General features: G+C 57.9%; 20 protein-coding genes and 3 pseudogenes. 5 read left to right on the forward strand and 18 right to left on the reverse strand.

The genetic code is table 11. The features are described from left to right. Nucleotides 1–6: 6 nt before the first annotated feature. From ACS5Q8_RS28770 to ACS5Q8_RS28840, 15 genes and pseudogenes are all read right to left on the reverse strand, one after another. Nucleotides 7–432, reverse strand: a complete 426-nt coding sequence (locus ACS5Q8_RS28770; RefSeq protein ID WP_276195480.1) for a GTP pyrophosphokinase — start codon at nucleotides 430–432, stop codon at nucleotides 7–9. Next, nucleotides 429–659, reverse strand: a complete 231-nt coding sequence (locus tag ACS5Q8_RS28775; protein ID WP_276195481.1) for a hypothetical protein — start codon at nucleotides 657–659, stop codon at nucleotides 429–431. Before ACS5Q8_RS28775 ends, ACS5Q8_RS28770 begins: the two co-directional genes overlap by 4 nt. Before the next feature lie 234 nt (nucleotides 660–893). Next, nucleotides 894–1,157: a hypothetical protein gene (locus ACS5Q8_RS28780; protein ID WP_276195482.1), complete on the reverse strand. Its 264-nt coding sequence runs from the start codon at nucleotides 1,155–1,157 to the stop codon at nucleotides 894–896. A 37-nt stretch (nucleotides 1,158–1,194) separates the two neighbouring features. Further along, nucleotides 1,195–1,671, reverse strand: a pseudogene (locus ACS5Q8_RS28785) (IS630 family transposase); the annotation flags it as partial. A gap of 101 nt (nucleotides 1,672–1,772) precedes the next feature. Then, nucleotides 1,773–2,041 (reverse strand): annotated as a pseudogene (locus ACS5Q8_RS28790) (hypothetical protein). 29 nt (nucleotides 2,042–2,070) lie between these two features. After that, a complete protein-coding gene (locus ACS5Q8_RS28795; RefSeq protein ID WP_276195483.1) occupies nucleotides 2,071–2,604 on the reverse strand; it encodes a hypothetical protein in 534 nt (177 codons plus the stop codon). Next, on the reverse strand, nucleotides 2,601–3,887 hold the full coding sequence (locus tag ACS5Q8_RS28800) for a PAAR domain-containing protein (protein ID WP_465159685.1): 1,287 nt from the start codon (nucleotides 3,885–3,887) through the stop codon (nucleotides 2,601–2,603). Before ACS5Q8_RS28800 ends, ACS5Q8_RS28795 begins: the two co-directional genes overlap by 4 nt. Before the next feature lie 59 nt (nucleotides 3,888–3,946). Continuing rightward, a pseudogene (locus tag ACS5Q8_RS28805) lies at nucleotides 3,947–4,084 on the reverse strand (hypothetical protein); the annotation flags it as partial. 97 nt (nucleotides 4,085–4,181) lie between these two features. After that, a complete protein-coding gene (locus ACS5Q8_RS28810; RefSeq protein WP_426102180.1) occupies nucleotides 4,182–4,517 on the reverse strand; it encodes a hypothetical protein in 336 nt (111 codons plus the stop codon). After that, entirely contained in the window at nucleotides 4,510–5,721 is a 1,212-nt protein-coding gene (locus tag ACS5Q8_RS28815) for a PAAR domain-containing protein (RefSeq protein ID WP_426102182.1), read from the reverse strand. Before ACS5Q8_RS28815 ends, ACS5Q8_RS28810 begins: the two co-directional genes overlap by 8 nt. A gap of 41 nt (nucleotides 5,722–5,762) precedes the next feature. Further along, complete coding sequence (locus tag ACS5Q8_RS28820; RefSeq protein WP_276195487.1) at nucleotides 5,763–6,197, reverse strand: DUF1795 domain-containing protein; 435 nt, start codon at nucleotides 6,195–6,197, stop codon at nucleotides 5,763–5,765. 247 nt (nucleotides 6,198–6,444) lie between these two features. Next, nucleotides 6,445–7,509 (reverse strand): hypothetical protein, encoded by a 1,065-nt coding sequence (locus tag ACS5Q8_RS28825; protein ID WP_465159686.1) that lies wholly within the window; start codon nucleotides 7,507–7,509, stop codon nucleotides 6,445–6,447. 267 nt (nucleotides 7,510–7,776) lie between these two features. After that, nucleotides 7,777–8,052 (reverse strand): HU family DNA-binding protein, encoded by a 276-nt coding sequence (locus ACS5Q8_RS28830; protein ID WP_040071769.1) that lies wholly within the window; start codon nucleotides 8,050–8,052, stop codon nucleotides 7,777–7,779. 191 nt (nucleotides 8,053–8,243) lie between these two features. Then, complete coding sequence (locus ACS5Q8_RS28835) at nucleotides 8,244–9,392, reverse strand: NAD(P)/FAD-dependent oxidoreductase (RefSeq protein ID WP_276195489.1); 1,149 nt, start codon at nucleotides 9,390–9,392, stop codon at nucleotides 8,244–8,246. A 36-nt stretch (nucleotides 9,393–9,428) separates the two neighbouring features. After that, nucleotides 9,429–9,596, reverse strand: coding sequence for a rubredoxin (locus ACS5Q8_RS28840; RefSeq protein WP_276195490.1), 168 nt, complete (start codon nucleotides 9,594–9,596; stop codon nucleotides 9,429–9,431). 197 nt (nucleotides 9,597–9,793) lie between these two features. On the opposite strand from ACS5Q8_RS28840, the gene ACS5Q8_RS28845 reads away from it, so the two are divergent. Together ACS5Q8_RS28845 and ubiA are read left to right on the forward strand one after the other, a co-directional pair. Beyond that, the gene (locus tag ACS5Q8_RS28845; RefSeq protein ID WP_276195491.1) at nucleotides 9,794–10,357 is read left to right on the forward strand and encodes a chorismate--pyruvate lyase family protein; all 564 of its coding nucleotides are present in this window, start codon (nucleotides 9,794–9,796) and stop codon (nucleotides 10,355–10,357) included. Next, a complete protein-coding gene (gene ubiA, locus ACS5Q8_RS28850; RefSeq protein WP_276195493.1) occupies nucleotides 10,357–11,247 on the forward strand; it encodes a 4-hydroxybenzoate octaprenyltransferase in 891 nt (296 codons plus the stop codon). Before ACS5Q8_RS28845 ends, ubiA begins: the two co-directional genes overlap by 1 nt. A gap of 32 nt (nucleotides 11,248–11,279) precedes the next feature. On the opposite strand, the gene ACS5Q8_RS28855 is transcribed toward ubiA, so the two are convergent. Further along, entirely contained in the window at nucleotides 11,280–11,660 is a 381-nt protein-coding gene (locus ACS5Q8_RS28855; RefSeq protein WP_276195494.1) for a COG4315 family predicted lipoprotein, read from the reverse strand. 154 nt (nucleotides 11,661–11,814) lie between these two features. Here ACS5Q8_RS28855 and phoB point away from each other — a divergent pair, with 154 nt between their 5' ends. The 3 genes from phoB to ACS5Q8_RS28870 all read left to right on the forward strand — a co-directional run bounded on the left by phoB (nucleotide 11,815) and on the right by ACS5Q8_RS28870 (nucleotide 15,490). Next, the gene (gene phoB / locus ACS5Q8_RS28860) at nucleotides 11,815–12,504 is read left to right on the forward strand and encodes a phosphate regulon transcriptional regulator PhoB (protein WP_003176964.1); all 690 of its coding nucleotides are present in this window, start codon (nucleotides 11,815–11,817) and stop codon (nucleotides 12,502–12,504) included. Nucleotides 12,505–12,595: 91 nt separating this feature from the next. Then, on the forward strand, nucleotides 12,596–13,921 hold the full coding sequence (phoR, locus tag ACS5Q8_RS28865; RefSeq protein WP_276198013.1) for a phosphate regulon sensor histidine kinase PhoR: 1,326 nt from the start codon (nucleotides 12,596–12,598) through the stop codon (nucleotides 13,919–13,921). A gap of 228 nt (nucleotides 13,922–14,149) precedes the next feature. Continuing rightward, nucleotides 14,150–15,490: a hemolysin family protein gene (locus ACS5Q8_RS28870; protein ID WP_276195497.1), complete on the forward strand. Its 1,341-nt coding sequence runs from the start codon at nucleotides 14,150–14,152 to the stop codon at nucleotides 15,488–15,490. A 3-nt stretch (nucleotides 15,491–15,493) separates the two neighbouring features. Here the strand turns inward: ACS5Q8_RS28870 and ACS5Q8_RS28875 are convergent, their stop codons facing one another. Both ACS5Q8_RS28875 and ACS5Q8_RS28880 read right to left on the reverse strand, forming a co-directional pair. After that, complete coding sequence (locus tag ACS5Q8_RS28875) at nucleotides 15,494–16,165, reverse strand: M23 family metallopeptidase (protein ID WP_276195498.1); 672 nt, start codon at nucleotides 16,163–16,165, stop codon at nucleotides 15,494–15,496. Nucleotides 16,166–16,408: 243 nt separating this feature from the next. After that, nucleotides 16,409–17,314, reverse strand: coding sequence for a response regulator (locus ACS5Q8_RS28880; protein ID WP_276195499.1), 906 nt, complete (start codon nucleotides 17,312–17,314; stop codon nucleotides 16,409–16,411). Nucleotides 17,315–17,349 lie beyond the last annotated feature (35 nt).

The following is a 17,349-nucleotide window of genomic DNA, read 5'->3' on the forward strand; positions in this document are numbered from 1 at the left end:
AGTTGATCAAGTCGACAGCAAAAGATACCGCAGCGCCTTGTGATACTTGGCGATCCGTTCCAGGTCCTTGGTCTCTAGCGTGGGCAATCGCGTGAGGTTGAGGTTGTCCCGGATGTCTTCGATTTTCACCTTGCGCGCCAACTCATCAGGCCAAATCCTCGCGATAAAGTCTTCGTAGACTTCGCCGGGACGCTTTGAGAGACAGTCGATGGCATGTATCACGTGCTCGCTGAGGCCTAATTGTCTTAATTCATCCAGGGTGACATTACTGTCTTCGACAACATCATGCAGAACGCTGACAACCTGCTCGTCCAATGTCTCGAATTTCAACATCAAGCGCAGCGGGTGCAGAATGTAAGGCTTGCCAGACTTATCCACCTGCCCTGCATGAACACGACAGGCCAGCGCAATAACGGCGTCGAGAATACTCATTGACGTGGAAATCCTTTTTCATATTGCTCACGAGTGATTTCCCGGCCCGAGCACAACGCTTCCCGATACAGACGATGGTCAGGAACAACCGGTTCAGTACGTTCTTGTGCGCCATAGAACTTGACGTATATTTTTTTCTCTCGGTGATCCCAGCGATACATGACTTCTTCGAAGTTGTAGTCGATGAAAACATCCCGGGTCAAAAACGCTTCAAAATCAATTGCCACTGCTCCCCCTTATCGTGTCGTAATAGGCTTTGCTCTGATTGGCAATGGCTTTTGCTTCGGCACTGTTTGGGTCCAGCACTCGCCACTCCTCATAGTACTTGTGGCCCAGCCCACCTTCGACATTGGCTTTCGCCGCTACCGCATTGTAAGTGTCATCACCCAACAACCTGCCGAGCGCGTCAGCGCTCCTTTCCACAGATCCTTTCAGAAGTGTGGGTAGACGATGTTGAAACGTCAGATCGCCGTGCCTCGGTTCGTTCCCGGCTGAATCAGCAACAGCTCATCCAACTCGCGCTTGCGGCAACGTATAACGAACGGTAGAGCAGCGTCCGGGTCACGCTTGAACAGTTCAAAAGTTGCCCGATCAATTTCATAATATTCCTCGTAATCGACCATACCGTTACTGACCGGTATGGATACGTAAAAACGACCCGATTCCTTTTCGATTCCCACGGAAAACATGTGTTCCCGACTTACAAAAACATCCTGAAATTTCATGATCACCTCTAGGGTGCTGTCTCACAAATAAAGCTTCTCATGTCTGTGAGGTCATTGCCTCACGGGCTCGCTGTATCTTGTTCAAAATATCTTCCCCCTTGGCGTTCCAGACGTAGCGAGTCGGCTGCGCATTACGCAGTGCCAGGAACGTGTTGATTGAGCTTTCCAGTTCGCGAACTGAACTGAAACTGCCATCACGCAGGTAGACCGTGATATCGCGAAAGAAGCGTTCAACCATGTTCATCCACGAGCTGGATGTCGGGGTGAAATGCATGTGGAAGCGTTTGTGCTTCTCAAGCCACGCCTTCACTTTTGGATGCTTGTGCGTGGCATAGTTGTCGACGATCAAATGCAACTGAAGATGCTTGGGCGTTTCTCGATTGATCTTCTTGAGAAACTCCAGCCACTCCTGATGCCGATGTTGGCGCTCAATGCTGCTGATCAAATGCCCCTGAAGATAATCCAGCGCGGTGAACAAGGTGACGGTGCCGTGGCGGACATAATCCGAGCACTGACTGACCACAGAAGCATAGCTTAGGTTAGAACCTTATTTCAGAGACAGCACACTAGCGTGGGCAAGCAACACATCGTCTCAATGAATGCCTTATCAAAACATCAGATCGCCGTACCACGATCTGTACCCGGTGGGATAATCAAAAACTCATCCAGTTCACGCTGGCGGCAATGGTTCACAAATGGTAGCGCAGCCTCTGGGGCATGGCTGAAAGGTCAAAAGTCGCCCGGTCAATTTCATAATATTCCTCGTAGTCGGCCATGCCATTGCTGACTGGAATCGATACGTAGAATCGGCCTGAAATTTCTTCAACGCCTAAAGTGAACCTATACTCACGTCTTACAATAATGTCCCGCAATTGAATCAGCATCTGCTCTTTCCACAAATATCTTTCGTGCCTCAGATATTAAAAGGCACAAAATCTGGCCCGCCGAGTTTGTCCCTTACAACCAGAGCGGTACGCATCAACGGATCCCATAGACCGTGCTGACTGTTCCAGGCAGCGCCCGCCCAACGTGTATCAACGACAAGTGCTGCCTTGTTGGCTTCAAGTTGCGCCTGAAGCGCTAGTGCAACGGCACTCATGTCGATTTCGAACAACCCGGCATAAAGACCTTGTGGTTGTGCGTGCTTTTTGCTCAGACAAAAACGGTAGTACCAGACCCAAACCGCCGCCGCATAGATCGCCCGATTACGATCAGGGTAAGTCGCCAGAATTTTCAGCAAAGCCGCCACAAAGCGCGCGGGAAACAGGGGATCGTGGGTCTGCTGCCAGTAACGCAGCAGCAGCAGATCGAACGCTGCGACGATATTCTGCGGCTCATCGTTATCGCTTTTGGCTTCCTGGAAGTAGAACGGCTCCCCCACGAGGAATTTGTCTAATTCGTCATTCGCCAGGGCCAGTAGCAGTACGTTGTCTAGATTGGCACTCATTGAAGTCTCACTACATCAGGGTTCGCGAGCAGAATATTAATGTCATTACCGTGTGGAATGCCCACATTGTCCATTACCGCTTCTCGCATGCCACCAGGGTAGGTCCGTCCGCCGGGACGCCATAACGAATTGACCCCACGCTCATTACCGGTGGGCATGATCACCTTGGGGTTATCCAGGTTCATCATATAAATCTCCTTGCCGGTAAAAGTGCCCGGGTCATAGCCGAGGGCCGACTCCAATACTGATATATCGCCCGTCTTTTTAAATTCGCCAACCACACCATGCAAATCTGACTTGGCCATAACGTACTTGGATGGGCTAAAGGTCGCATACATCGGATTGGCGATATCGTCCGGGGTGAACAGGAAAGCCCCCCCTTCATCCTGGAAGACCTTCAGATGCTTAGAGATATAGGAGGCTTCAAGGTAATCGGCGGGATTCGGCCGGCTGGATCGAGGAATCGCCAGAATATCGTCTTGCGTAAAACCCGGTTTGTACCTCACTTTGGGGGACGTACCGATTTTCGCCATTTTCGGGCCAAGTCCCAAAAGCGCCATCCCGGCGACGCCTTGCAACAAGTCCCGATAGCCAGGCCCAAGGCGATCCCCCAGGTCCCCGAGTAAGGCCATGCCACCCATCATTGCACCACCGATCACCACAAACCCGACCAAGGCGGCAAAGCCTGCCATCGCCGCAAGAATTGCAGCTCCGCCCATGGCCACGATGCCGAGCGCTTCAAATCCAGTGTGCATCCAACCTTCGATATCAAGAACAAACGCAACCGAAACTGTCGGCCCACCGATAAACGTATTGGGGCTGCCACTCTTGATATGCGCACCGCAGACCATTTTGCTATGCAAGCGGGCCGCCGGCTTGCCGTTGATAAAGACCGTGGCACTGCCTTCGGCGATCAATACCGGAAACGGCCACATTGGGTGACTCATCGGAAAACCGGTACAGGACGAGGCGATGTCCTCTCCCGCTCGCATCGCATTGAGGCCATTGATATAGACATTGAAACTGCCCTTCAACAACGTCCCCGTGGTAGGTTCGGGCAGGTTGAAAAGGGTATTTAGACCTTTGACGATTTGGAACATCGACAAACCGCCCGCAGCGATCGAGCCTGCCATGATCGCCACCGCCACCCCACCTGTGGCAACGGTAGCAGCGATGACTGCAGCTCCAATCAATGCGCCGGCCACAGCGCCGGCGATCATCGACATGACCCCAAAACCGTGGGCTATTTCATCACCCAAGCGTGCTGCCGCCTGCGCATCCATCGCGTACCTCTACCTTCTTGATCCACTCGTGTTGTATCTACGCAGAACACATCACCTGATCAAATATCGGAAACCCGCGGTTTCAGCGAATTCATGACAATCCTCCAAGCCTTCTCATGATGAACAAGATCATCGGAGGTAGTTGTCAATATCGTGATCAAAACGGCGGGTTTACGCTCTATAAAGACTTGTCGCAGGTGACTCGATAGATCGCAAATATTCGGACAACGCAGGGTAACGGGACAAACCGCTGCCCAACGGTAAACCTACCGCGCGGCAGGGCAAGCAGTAGCATCAGACACTCGTAAGGCGATATTGGCCAGGTTCCGTCCAAGCGACTCGCCAAAAGCTACCACTGAGAAGACCCAAGTCATCCCGAAGGTATTCAAAGACCTCAGCAGGGCACCATTCCTTACCTGCTGAGAAGGCAACTTCCAGTAAACGCAAGGCATCAAACACTTGAGCTTTCTGTTTATCATCCAGCACATCCAAAATGTAAACGTCATGCTCTGCCGTTTGCGAAAACCCAATAGCGCGCAAAGCAGGACCCAGGTTGGGATCCATCACACGAACACGCACTGCATCGGCGTCTGCTTTTTCCACATAGGCCTTTAACATCTCATTAGTCACTGACAAATACCTCAGTTATCGTTTTAATACCACTTGCATCCTTTGTGGGAATAGACTCAACAACCATTTCTGGAGCCCCTCCTGGCAAGTGTTTGCCTGGCCCTAAAAAGTGCTTATTTCCTTCCAAGGGACTTCTGGGCATACGGTCAACAATATTATCCACCTGCCTCACTTTAAAGCCGCCCTGCAGTGAACCATCTTCCAGACCGAAAGCGCGCTCCAATTCTGCCGCTTTCTTTGTACTTATGGTTACTTTGGAGCGCCCTGCAAGATCACCTATAACATCAGTGACACCCTTTTTATCGGAAACAAAGCTGCCGCCCCGACCAATCGTTGGATATTTATCCCATGAGGTCGGGCTGACGTTAAAACCGGTATTGTCCTGGAGCATTTGTTCTTGTCGCTGGCGAGCCAACAAGGTTCGCTCGGTGGCGGTCATCGGCCTGCGCGCCAATCTTGGGCTTGCGCCCAGCAGTGCCAAACCAGCGATCCCCTGCAACAAGTCTCGGTAACCCGGTCCCAGCCGGTCGCCAAGATCGCCGATAAGTGCCATGCCTCCCAACACCAAACCACCGACAATCACGACTTCAACCAGAACAGCCAACCCCACCATAGCGGCCATAACCAAACCAGCGCCTGCCGCAAGCAGCCCCACAAGTTCCAGCCCAGAATGCATCCAGCCCTCGATATCCAGCACAAAGGCTACCGAGACGGTTGGCCCGCCGATAAAGGTATTTGGGCTGCCGCTCTTGATATGGGCACCGCACACCATTTTGCTGTGCAGGCGGGCCGCCGGCTTGCCGTTGATAAACACGGTGGCGCTGCCTTCGGCGATCAACACCGGGAAGGGCCACATCGGGTGATTCATCGGCAGCCCAGTGCAGGACGAGGCAATGTCTTCGCCGGCGCGCATCGCATTGAGGCCGTTGATATAGACGTTGAAACTGCCCAACATCAGCTTGCCGGTGGTGGGCTCAGGTAGGCTGAAGATAGTGCTCAGGCCCTTGACCACCTGGAACATCGACAGTCCACCCGCCGCAATCGAGCCGGCCATGATTGCCACCGCCACTCCGCCGGTAGCAACTGTAGCAGCGATGACTGCGGCACCAATCAATGCTCCTGCCACTGCGCCCGCCAGCATTGCGGCGACGCCAAATCCGTGGGCTATTTCATCACCCAGGCGGGCTGCTGCTTGCGCATCCATTGCGTCAATCTACCGTATTGGTTATACCGGCCGTGTGCGAATCAGGTGCCTGACACAAGGGGTTTGAGGCTGCTCATGGCAATTTTCCAGGCGGTCTCGTGATGAACCAGGTCACTCGGCGTGGTCGTCAATGTGGTAATCAGCACAGCCGGTTTTCGTTCGATAAACATCTGGCGCAACATCAGTTCGCGCCCCTCACGCTTCCAAGTGTAATCCAGCAGTGTGGCGGCATGGGCATGCAGCACCGTGTCCCAACGCTGGACCAACTTGAACTCAGGCAATTGCTGCTCTGCGCTCTTCACTTGTTTGTCGACGTAATCCGCAAAGATCGCGTCGCCTTGGGAGGCATCACGACTGATGACAAAACTGGCTTCCTTGGCGCCGCCAACGGCAGGCAGCTTGAAGATATTGATACTCTGGTCCTGCCAGGTATCAGGGATGTCGAGGTCCGCTTCTTGAATTCTGTAGAAGGTCACAGTGATCGCTTTCCATGGATGTGAGTGACTCGGGAAAGCGCAAATACTCGGGTAATGCGCCACAACAATCAAGCCGAGGGCGATTCCCAGGTCCCGTCCCACCAAAAATGGGCACCCAACCCAGTCAGCATGCCCATTTTTCCTACCGACCCGCCATCCTTCGAGACCGCACCGCTATCAAAATTTGACGGAAAGGGCGGACGGGCCTAAAAAGTCCGCCACTGTCCAATCTTGAATCGAGCGTTTATCAACTATCCTCTACATCAGCCTCCGCGTTCTTTACCAGTCTCTTGAGCATTCTGTTCATGTGCGTGTAGCGCTGTTCAATAGTATCCATTCGAGACTTGTCAGTCGGCGCGTCTGACGATTTAGGCGCTTCATACGGTGTGTAAATAACTCCGTATCGTTTACCCAGGTCTTGCATCTGGGTTTCTATGCCATTCATGTTTTTTTCAAGACTGCCTAAACGCCCGCTTGTGTCCGTTGGTGCATCAGCCCGTTTACCAACGGCCTTAGCCTCAGGCCCTTCGTTAATAGAAATGATTTGGTTGGCCATCGTCTCTGTTTTTATTTCACTTTCTTCGAGGCGCGCGTCTATTTTTTGCTTTTCTGTCGCGGCCGGATCTACGGTTGTGGTCGTGCCGTCCGCGTTCTTTTTTTCCGCACCTGGCATTGCCGCTTGCGCTTGAATTCTATCCAAGATGGCTTTGGAGGCTAGCTGTTCCCCCACGCTCAAGGGGATATTAACCAGTGAGCTTACCCCCCCACTTATAAGGGAGCTGCGCGCGTTGGCCGCAAGTTCAGAAGAGAGCGATTTGAACCCATTTTTATTGTGCAAATTGCTAATATCTTGCGTATTTTTTAACGAATCCTTAATACCAGCCGACCCAACTTTTGGCTTTGTCTGTGACCCAGAACCTGGACGAGCCCCTCCCACCGTCCCTTTATTTGACGGAGTACCGGAACCTGAATTAGATCCCCCTCCATTATTTCCGTTATTTCCGCTACCTCCGTTATTTCCGTTAATCCCGTTATTTCCGTTAATCCCGTTACCTCCGCGTATTCTTGTCGGGCTCCTCCTAGAGGTGCTGGCGCCCTTAGCACCACTTAATTCCGCAGCCCCCACCTTCTCATTACTTGCCGTAGGATATTCAATGCCCCCTCCGTTACCCGCGCTCGAACCATATACAATCTTGGAGTGGTCAGCCGTTTGCGGCCCATTACCCGACGTCAATGGCGCGGAGTTGCCTGGCACGGTTGTCTGAGGTAACGGAGCGATTGGGGGGAGATAAGTTTCATTGGTAAGTTTCATTGAGACACCTCTTGAAAATAGTCTTGAGCGCGTCCCTGCAACCTCGACTTATACGTGGCACCCCGTAACAGTTAAGTTCCACCGTTTCAATAATCGCCCTTTACACGTATTAATAGACGCTGCACGCCTACCACTCATAACCCTATAAGCCGTCAGCACCTTCCTTGCGCCTCAATCGCTTTGCCACGCGCACAAAAAATGGGCACCCAACCCAGTCGGCGTGCCCACTTTTTCTACCACCCCGCCCCCTTCGAGACGATACCGCTATTACGGGTTGACGCTGTCTTTGAGCGACTTGCCCGGCTTGAACGCAACGGTATTACTGGCCTTGATTTTCACCGGCTCACCGGTTTGTGGGTTTTTGCCGGTGCGGGCGCCGCGGTGGCGTTGCAGGAAGGTGCCGAAGCCAACCAGGGTGACGCTGTCCTTGCGGTGCAGGGCGCCGGTGATTTCTTCGAGAACGGCGTTGAGGACGCGACTGGCCTGTTCTTTGGTGAGGTCCGCTTTTTCAGCGATGGCGGCTGCGAGTTCTGGTTTACGCATAAGTGAAGCCTCTTTGACGGTTTTTTGTTGTTATGTCCGTGCTGCTCTCTAGTGGAGCAGCGCCCAAGGCGCCGCAGGCTCTACTCTGCGGCAGACGGGAGTGAGGATGGCATGCCCTCGGACGCCGCGCCAGTCTCGCGGCGACCTTTCTAGGGTGAAAAACAGGGTTATTCCGACAGAACGACCGGTATTTATGCCAGCAAAGGCGGAAGTTCTTTGTTCAACGCCAGTTTTTCCATCACGGCGCTGCCGGTCAGCGCATAACCCAGCAGGCGGCCGCTGGTGTCGCGGCACAGGGCCTTGATGTCGGCGCCCTGCCCTTCGACGCTCCACACGCCTTCGGTACCCCGTGGCGGTGGCGAAACGACCAGCGGGCAGACCGGGGTTTTCACGGTGACCGGCATCGGCCCGTAGCTGACGGCCGTGGCGTTGCCCGCCAGGGTCTGGGCCAGGGCGCGGGCGCAGCTCATCAGCGGCATGACATACAGCAGGTTCAGGCCATCGACCTCGGCGCAGTCGCCCAGGGCATAGATGTTGGCGTGGGAAGTCTTGAGGTGGCGGTCGACCATGACCCCCCGGTTGATCTGCAGGCCAGCAGCCGCGGCCAGATCGACGCGCGGGCGCAGGCCGATGGCCGAGACCACCAGGTCGCAGCGGACCACTTCACCGTCCGACAGGTGCGCTTCCAGGCCCTCGGCGCTGCGTTGCAGGCGGTTGAGCACCGGGCCGAGGTGGAAGCGCGCCCCAAGGCCTTCCAGCCCGGCCTGCACCGCTGCGGCGGCCGCAGGGTGCAGCAGGGTTGGCATGACTTGCTCGCACGGCGCCACCAGGTCGATTTCATAGCCTCCGAGGATCAGGTCGTTGGCAAATTCGCAGCCGATCAGGCCGGCGCCGAGTAGCAGGACGCGGCGTTTACCGACGGCTGCCGCGCGAAAGCGTGCGTAGTCTTCAAGATCATTGATCGGGAAAATCAGCTCTGCAGCGTCGCCTTCGACCGGCACTCGCACGGTTTCCGCGCCCCAGGCCAGGACCAGGTCGCGGTAGGCCACCGCTTCTTCACCGATCCACAGGCGCTTGTGGCCCGGGTCGATGCCGGTGATACGGGTATGGGTGCGCACTTCGGCCTTGAGTTGCTCGGCCATGGCGCCAGGTTCAGCCATGCTCAGGCCATCGGCTTCCTTGTTCTTGCCAAAGCCGGTGGAGAGCATGGGCTTGGAGTAGGAGCGCCCATCATCCGCGGTGATCAGCAGCAACGGGGTTTCGCTGTCGAGCTTGCGAAACTCGCGGGCCACGTTGTAACCGGCCAGTCCTGTGCCGACGATCACGACAGGTGCGTTCATTCCTTTCTCCTCGTAGTACGTTTCGTAAATTCGCGATTACGCGATTTCGATCATTTCGAAATCCATTTTGCCCACGCCGCAGTCCGGGCACAGCCAGTCTGCCGGAACGTCCTGCCACAGGGTGCCCGGTGCGATTCCGTCATCCGGCCAGCCGTCCGCTTCGTTATAGATCAGGCCGCAGACTACACATTGCCACTTCTTCATTTACTTGCTTCCTCAGGGGCCAGGCAGGTTGGCCGACGGTCGATAGATCTCGCGTTGCCGTGCGGCTCAGCGCGTTTTGTACTGATCGGAGCCTGCAGATGCAAGCACGATCGACGCAAGGCACCGGTTCAGCCCGGCAAAAGAGCCGGGCGCCATGGTAAGCTCGCGGCCTCTTTTGCCGCCAATATTGACGCACCGTGCCGCACTCAATCGCCCCTCCCGATGCTTGCCAATGGCTGACCCAGAGCCTTCTGAGCCCCCTGCCTGCGCCGTTGACCCTTGACTGGCTGTTCGACGAGGGCTCGCTGACGCGGCGGCTGACGCGGCTGTCCCGCGACGGCTTCAGCGTGACGCCGCTGTTCGAAGGCTGGCAGCCGCTGCGCGATGACGAATGCGCGGCGCTGGACCTGCCCGTGGCCAGTATCGGTTGGGTACGCGAGGTGTATTTGTGCGGGCATGCCCAGCCGTGGGTGTTTGCCCGCAGCGTGGCGTCGCGCAGTGCGTTACAAGGCGACGGGCTGCATATGGACGAACTGGGGAGCCGCTCCCTGGGCGAACTGCTGTTCTGCGACCGCGCGTTCACGCGCCAGGCGATCGAGGTCTGCCACTACCCACGCCCATGGTTGCCCACGGCGGATCAGGTCGACGGGCTGTGGGCGCGCCGCTCGCGGTTCGACCGTGGGACGCTGAGTGTATTGGTCGCCGAAATCTTCCTGCCGAGCCTGTGGCAGGCGGTGCATGACCACCCGGAGAACTGCTGATGTATCAACGCCTGCTCAAATCCTTGAACCGTCTGAACCCCAGGGCCTGGGATTTCATTCAGTTGACCCGCATGGATAAACCCATCGGCATCTACCTGCTGCTGTGGCCGACGCTGTGGGCGCTGTGGATCGCCGGCAAGGGCTCGCCTTCCTTGATCAATATCGTGATTTTCGTGCTCGGCGTGGTGCTGACCCGCGCCGGTGGCTGCGTGATCAATGACTGGGCCGACCGCAAGGTCGACGGCCATGTGAAGCGCACCGAGCAACGCCCGTTGGTCAGCGGCAAGATCAGCTCGAAAGAGGCGCTGGTATTTTTCGCGCTGCTGATGGGCATCAGTTTCCTGCTGGTGCTGCTGACCAACGCGACGACCATCCTACTGTCCCTCGGCGGCCTGGCGCTGGCGGCAAGCTATCCGTTCATGAAGCGCTACACCTATTACCCGCAGGTGGTGCTGGGCGCGGCGTTTTCCTGGGGCATGCCGATGGCGTTCACCGCCGAGACCGGCAGCCTGCCTGCCGCCGCGTGGCTGCTGTATATCGCCAATGTGCTGTGGACGGTGGGCTACGACACCTATTACGCCATGACGGACCGCGACGACGACTTGAAGATCGGCGTGAAATCCACCGCCATTCTGTTTGGCGACGCCGACCGGGTGATCATTCTGACCCTGCAAGGCCTGGCGCTGGCATGCCTGTTACTGGCAGGGGCGCGGTTCGAGTTGGGCGGCTGGTTCCACTTGGGGTTGCTGGCGGCGGCGGGCTGTTTTGCCTGGGAGTTCTGGTACACCCGCGACAGGGACCGGATGAAGTGCTTCAAGGCGTTTTTGCACAACCACTGGGCAGGGTTGGCGATCTTTGTCGGGATTGTCGCGGATTACGGGTTGCGATGAGGGGCCAGGCCCCTCATCGCTAGGGGGTTGAACTAAGGCTTGGCGACTTTCCAGGCCCCGTCCATCTTGCCTTCACCGGTCATGTCACCGGCCTTCTTGTCCATGACGAAGGTGTAGAGCGGCTTGCCGCTGTAGGCCCATTGACTCTTTTGATCGTCACGGGTGACCACGGTCCACTTGCCCATGGGCTTGTCGGTGGACGCAGCTGTCAATGGCGGCCAGTTGGCAGCGCACTTATCGTTGCACATGGATTTGCCATTGGCATCCTTGGCAAAGGTGTAGAGCGTCATGCCCTTTTGATCGACCAGTATTCCGTCTTTGGTCATCGCAGGGTCAGCCGCGAATGCCAGGGTCGGCAGCGTCAACGCCGCCGTGACCAGCAGGGCCTTCCAGGAAAAAGTACTGTAAGTCATCGGAACCTTCCTTTTGTGGTTGTCAGGATTCGGACTCAAAGCGTAGTTCACGGAGGCGGGAATTGCGCGAGCAGCTAAATTACTGTCACACGACTGCAATAATTCCGTTATCTAATGCGGCGCAAGACAGTTAAATGACAAGAGGACTTTAGGCATGGTTGGCAGGAGCATTCTGATCGTCGACGACGAAGCGCCCATTCGCGAGATGATCGCCGTCGCGTTGGAAATGGCCGGCTATGACTGCCTGGAGGCCGAGAACTCGCAGCAGGCCCATGCCATTATTGTCGACCGCAAACCGGACCTGATCCTGCTGGACTGGATGCTGCCCGGCACCTCCGGCATCGAACTGGCCCGCCGCCTCAAGCGTGACGAGCTGACCGGCGATATCCCGATCATCATGCTCACCGCCAAGGGCGAAGAGGACAACAAGATCCAGGGCCTGGAAGTCGGCGCCGATGACTACATCACCAAGCCGTTTTCCCCACGGGAACTGGTCGCACGCCTGAAAGCCGTACTGCGCCGTGCCGGCCCTACCGATGGCGAAGCACCGATCGAAGTCGGCGGCCTGTTGCTGGACCCGATCAGCCACCGCGTGACCATCGACGGCAAGCCCGCCGAGATGGGCCCGACCGAATACCGCCTGCTGCAGTTCTTCATGACCCATCAGGAGCGCGCCTACACGCGCGGCCAGTTGCTGGACCAAGTGTGGGGCGGCAACGTGTACGTGGAAGAACGCACCGTGGACGTGCATATCCGTCGTCTGCGCAAAGCCTTGGGCGATGCCTACGAGAATCTGGTACAAACCGTGCGCGGCACCGGCTATCGGTTTTCAACCAAAGGTTGAGCCGCAAGCTGTCAGCTACACGCTTCAAGTAAAAGCCGCTCACGCTTACTTGAAGCGTGAGGCTTGAAACTTTTCACTGGCCGAAGGACCGATCGTGAACCAAAACTGGCATGGCACGCTTATCCGCCACCTGCTGCTGTTGATCACCGGCTGTCTGCTGGTAGGCCTGCTCAGCGGCCAATACGGCTGGAGCCTGGCCGTCGGCATTGGCCTTTACCTGGGCTGGACCCTCAAGCAATTGCTGCGCCTGCATGAATGGCTGCGCCAGCACAAACCCGATGAAGCACCACCCGACGGCTATGGCCTGTGGGGCGAGGTGTTTGACAGCATCTACCACCTGCAACGCCGCGACCAACGGGTGCGCGGGCGCCTGCAAGCGGTGATCGACCGCGTACAGGAATCCACCGCCGCGCTGAAAGACGCGGTGATCATGCTCGACAGCGACGGCAACCTCGAATGGTGGAACCGCGCCGCCGAGACCCTGCTGGGCCTCAAGACGCCCCAGGACAGCGGCCAGCCGGTGACCAACCTGGTCCGCCACCCGCGCTTCAAGGAATACTTCGAGCAGGAAAATTACGAAGAAGCCCTGGAAATCCCCTCGCCCACCAACGACCGCGTGCGTATCCAGCTGTACCTGACGCGCTACGGCAACAACGAACATTTGATGCTGGTACGCGACGTGACCCGCATCCACCAGTTGGAACAGATGCGCAAGGACTTCGTCGCCAACGTCTCCCACGAGCTGCGCACACCCTTGACGGTGATCTGCGGCTACCTGGAGACGCTGCTGGACAACGTCGACGAGATCAACCCGCGCTGGAGCCGTGCCCTGCAGCAGATGCAGCAGCAGGGCTCGCGCATGCAAACCCTGCTCAATGACTTGCTGTTGCTGGCCAAGCTGGAGGCGACCGATTACCCGTCGGATAACCACCCGGTAGCGGTGCAAAGCCTGTTGCAGACCATCAAGAACGACGCCCAGGCGCTCTCCGGCCAGCGCGGGCAACAGATCACCCTAGAAGCCGACCCGTCGATACTGCTCAAGGGCAGCGAAGGCGAATTGCGTAGCGCGTTTTCCAACCTGGTGTTCAACGCTGTGAAATACACCCAGGACAAGGGCAATATCCGCATCCGCTGGTGGGCCGACGCGCAGGGCGCGCACCTGAGTGTGCAGGACTCCGGCATCGGCATCGACGCCAAGCACCTGCCGCGCCTGACCGAGCGCTTCTACCGCGTCGACTCCAGCCGCAACTCCAACACCGGCGGCACCGGGCTGGGCCTGGCGATCGTCAAGCATGTGCTACTGCGCCACCGCGCCCGCCTGGAAATCAGCAGCGTACTCGGCCACGGCAGCACCTTTACCTGCCATTTTCCGCCGACCCAGGTGACCCGTTCGCGGATGGTCGTGAATGATGAGTAACCCGGACACTCTACAAACCTAATTGTGGGAGGGGCGGTGCGACGATTCGACTTGCTCCCTCCCACATTTAGTTTGGCATTGTGTTGTTCCGAAGAAGGCATTCCAGGCCCCACCGGGCAGCAACCACTAGGCAAGCGCTGCGCCAGCCGCTACATTGGCCGACTTGCGTCTGCCTTTCAGGCGCTCCTGTCACCCCTATTGAACACACGGAACCCGCAAAACCCCATCATGGACCCTTCCCCAAGTATCACCCTCGCCACGCTCTTCGCCGATTTCGGCATGATTCTCTTTGCACTGATCCTGGTACTGCTCAACGGTTTCTTCGTTGCGGCGGAGTTTGCCATGGTCAAATTGCGGTCCACGCGGGTCGAGGCCATCGCCCACACCAACGGTTGGCGCGGGCAGATCCTGCGCACCGTACACAGCCAGCTCGACGCCTACCTGTCGGCCTGCCAGCTGGGTATCACCCTCGCCTCCCTGGGCCTGGGCTGGGTCGGTGAGCCGGCCTTTGCGCATATCCTCGAACCGCTGCTGGGCGCCGTCGGCGTCGAGTCGCCGGAAGTGATCAAGGGCGTGTCGTTCTTTTCCGCCTTCTTCCTGATTTCTTACCTGCACATCGTGGTCGGTGAACTGGCCCCCAAATCCTGGGCCATTCGCAAGCCGGAATTGCTGTCGCTATGGACGGCGGTGCCGCTGTACCTGTTCTACTGGGCCATGTACCCGGCGATCTACCTGCTCAACGCCAGCGCCAACGGCATCCTGCGTATTGCCGGGCAAGGCGAACCCGGCCCGCACCATGATCACCAATACAGCCGCGAAGAACTCAAGCTGATCCTGCACTCCAGCCGTGGCCAGGACCCTAGCGACCAAGGCATGCGCGTATTGGCCTCGGCCGTGGAAATGGGCGAGTTGGAAGTGGTGGACTGGGCCAACTCGCGGGAAGACCTGGTAACCCTGGACTTCAACGCCCCGCTCAAGGAAATCCTCGCGCTGTTCCGTCGCCACAAATTCAGCCGTTATCCGGTGTATGACGCGCAGCGCAACGAGTTTGTCGGCCTGCTGCACATCAAGGACCTGCTGCTGGAACTGGCGAACCTGGACCATATCCCCGAGTCGTTCAACCTGGCCGAACTGACCCGCCCGCTGGAGCGCGTGTCGCGGCACATGCCGCTGTCGCAGTTGCTGGAGCAGTTCCGCAAAGGCGGCGCGCACTTCGCCCTGGTGGAAGAGGCCGACGGCAATATCATCGGCTACCTGACCATGGAAGACGTGCTCGAAGTGCTGGTGGGCGATATCCAGGACGAACACCGCAAGGCCGAACGCGGCATCCTCGCCTACCAGCCGGGCAAACTGCTGGTACGCGGCGATACGCCGCTGTTCAAGGTAGAACGCCTGCTGGGCGTCGACCTCGACCACATCGAAGCGGAAACCCTGGCCGGGCTGGTCTACGACACCCTCAAGCGGGTGCCGGAAGAGGAAGAAGTGCTCGAGGTTGAAGGTCTGCGGATCATCATCAAGAAGATGAAAGGGCCGAAGATCGTGCTGGCCAAGGTCCTGCTGCTGGACTGACCCTCAATTGCCCAATGCAAAATTGGGCAGCACCCCCACGGGCTGGTTGAACTCATACGGGATCGACACCAGCCCCGCCTCGGTACTCTGCTGCACCACAAAGTGCAGGTGCGGCCCGCTGCTGTTGCCGGTATTGCCCGACAACGCCAGCGCACTGCCCAGCGCCACCCGCTGCCCGACTCGGACGCTCACCGAACCTTGTTTGAGGTGCAGGTACACGCCCTGGGTGCCGTCATCGTGCCGCACTCGCACGAAATTCCCTGACGCATCGTTGCCGCGCCCAGCCTGGCTATTTTCGATCTTCACCACCACACCGCTGCGCGCCGCAATGATCGGCGTGCCTTCGGGCATGGCAATGTCCATGGCGTAGCGGCTTTTCGCGTCGGTATGGCTGAAGTTGCCGTTGGGGCCTTGGGTCAGGCGAAAGGGTCCACCGCGCCAAGGCAACGGGTAGCGGTAGGCTTGCAGCGAGTAACCGGGTTTTGGCCGCTCAAGCACCGGCCGTTGCACACGCTCGGCCCTGCGCTCCTGGATCACGAACGCTTGGGCGCCGGGGGTTTGCCGGTCGCTGAAAAACACCTCGCCGTTGGCGTCGGTGGATTTGTAGAGGGTCATGGCCGGGGTCGACGTGGCGACCGTGGCCAGCCCACAGAACAGCAATAGGCGAAGGAGCATGGCGCGAACCTGCCGGGGAGACTGAACGGCAGGCTAGCAAGCCTTGATGACAAGACTGTGTGAGGCTCAACCCGGACTGCAGCCGGATACGATAGCTGCAACAGCGAACTTCAAATGTGGGAGGGGCGGTGCGACGATTCGATTTGCTCCCGATTGAGCGGTATCAATCAGCTTATGCGGCGACTGACCCACTGCCATCGGGAGCAAGCCCCCTCCCACACGGGACGGGTGGCGGGCTGTGAATCAGGCGCCCGGCACAAAATGCTTCTGCGCCGTACCCCGCGCGATCAGCCGCGAGATGTAGTCCAGCTTCTGCGCGTCCTGGTCGATAAAGCGGAAGGTCAGTTGCAGCCAGTCACTGTCGGGCTTGGGCTCGAAGGCGACGATGGCGTGCAGGTAGCCGTTGAGCCGCGCGACTTCGGCGTTGTCGCCTTGCTCAAGGTCGAGCACCGCGCTTTCCAGCACTTGGGGCAGGACCTCACTGCGACGGACCACCAGTAGCGCTTCCTTGATGCTCAGGCCCTTGATCACGCATTGCTGGGTGCCGCTGGACAGCCGCAACTGGCCCTGTCCACGACCGCTGGCAGGCGCAGCGGCCGAGGCCGCCTGTACGGGCGGGCTGTTGAGCAGGCCTCTGCTCGGGGCAGCCGCCGCCACTGGGGCGGACTTGACCGCTTCAGGCTTGCCACCGGTCAGGGCGCTCAGGGAGTCGTTACCGAAGGCTGAGTTCATCTTGGTCGGTGCGCTGGCGACCAGGGCGTCGAGGCGACCGACCTTGTGCAGGGCGTGCTTGACCTTGGTCAACAGCTGTTCGTTGGTGAACGGTTTGCTGACGTAGCCGGAAACCCCGGCCTGGATCGCCTGCACCACGTTTTCCTTGTCGCCACGGCTGGTCACCATCACGAACGGCATGGCTTTGAGCTGCGGTTGCTCACGGCACCAGGTCAACAGCTCCAGGCCGGACATCTCGGGCATTTCCCAGTCGCACAGCACCAGGTCGAAGGTTTCGCGCATCAGGACGGCCTGGGCCTTTTTACCGTTCACTGCATCTTCAATCTTGATCCCTGGGAAGTAGTTGCGCAGGCACTTCTTCACCAGGTCGCGAATAAACGAGGCGTCATCCACCACCAATACACTGACTTTACTCATCGACCCTTTATCCTATAAAAACGCGGCACGCAGAA

The organism is Pseudomonas sp. PAMC25584, from assembly GCF_058135675.1.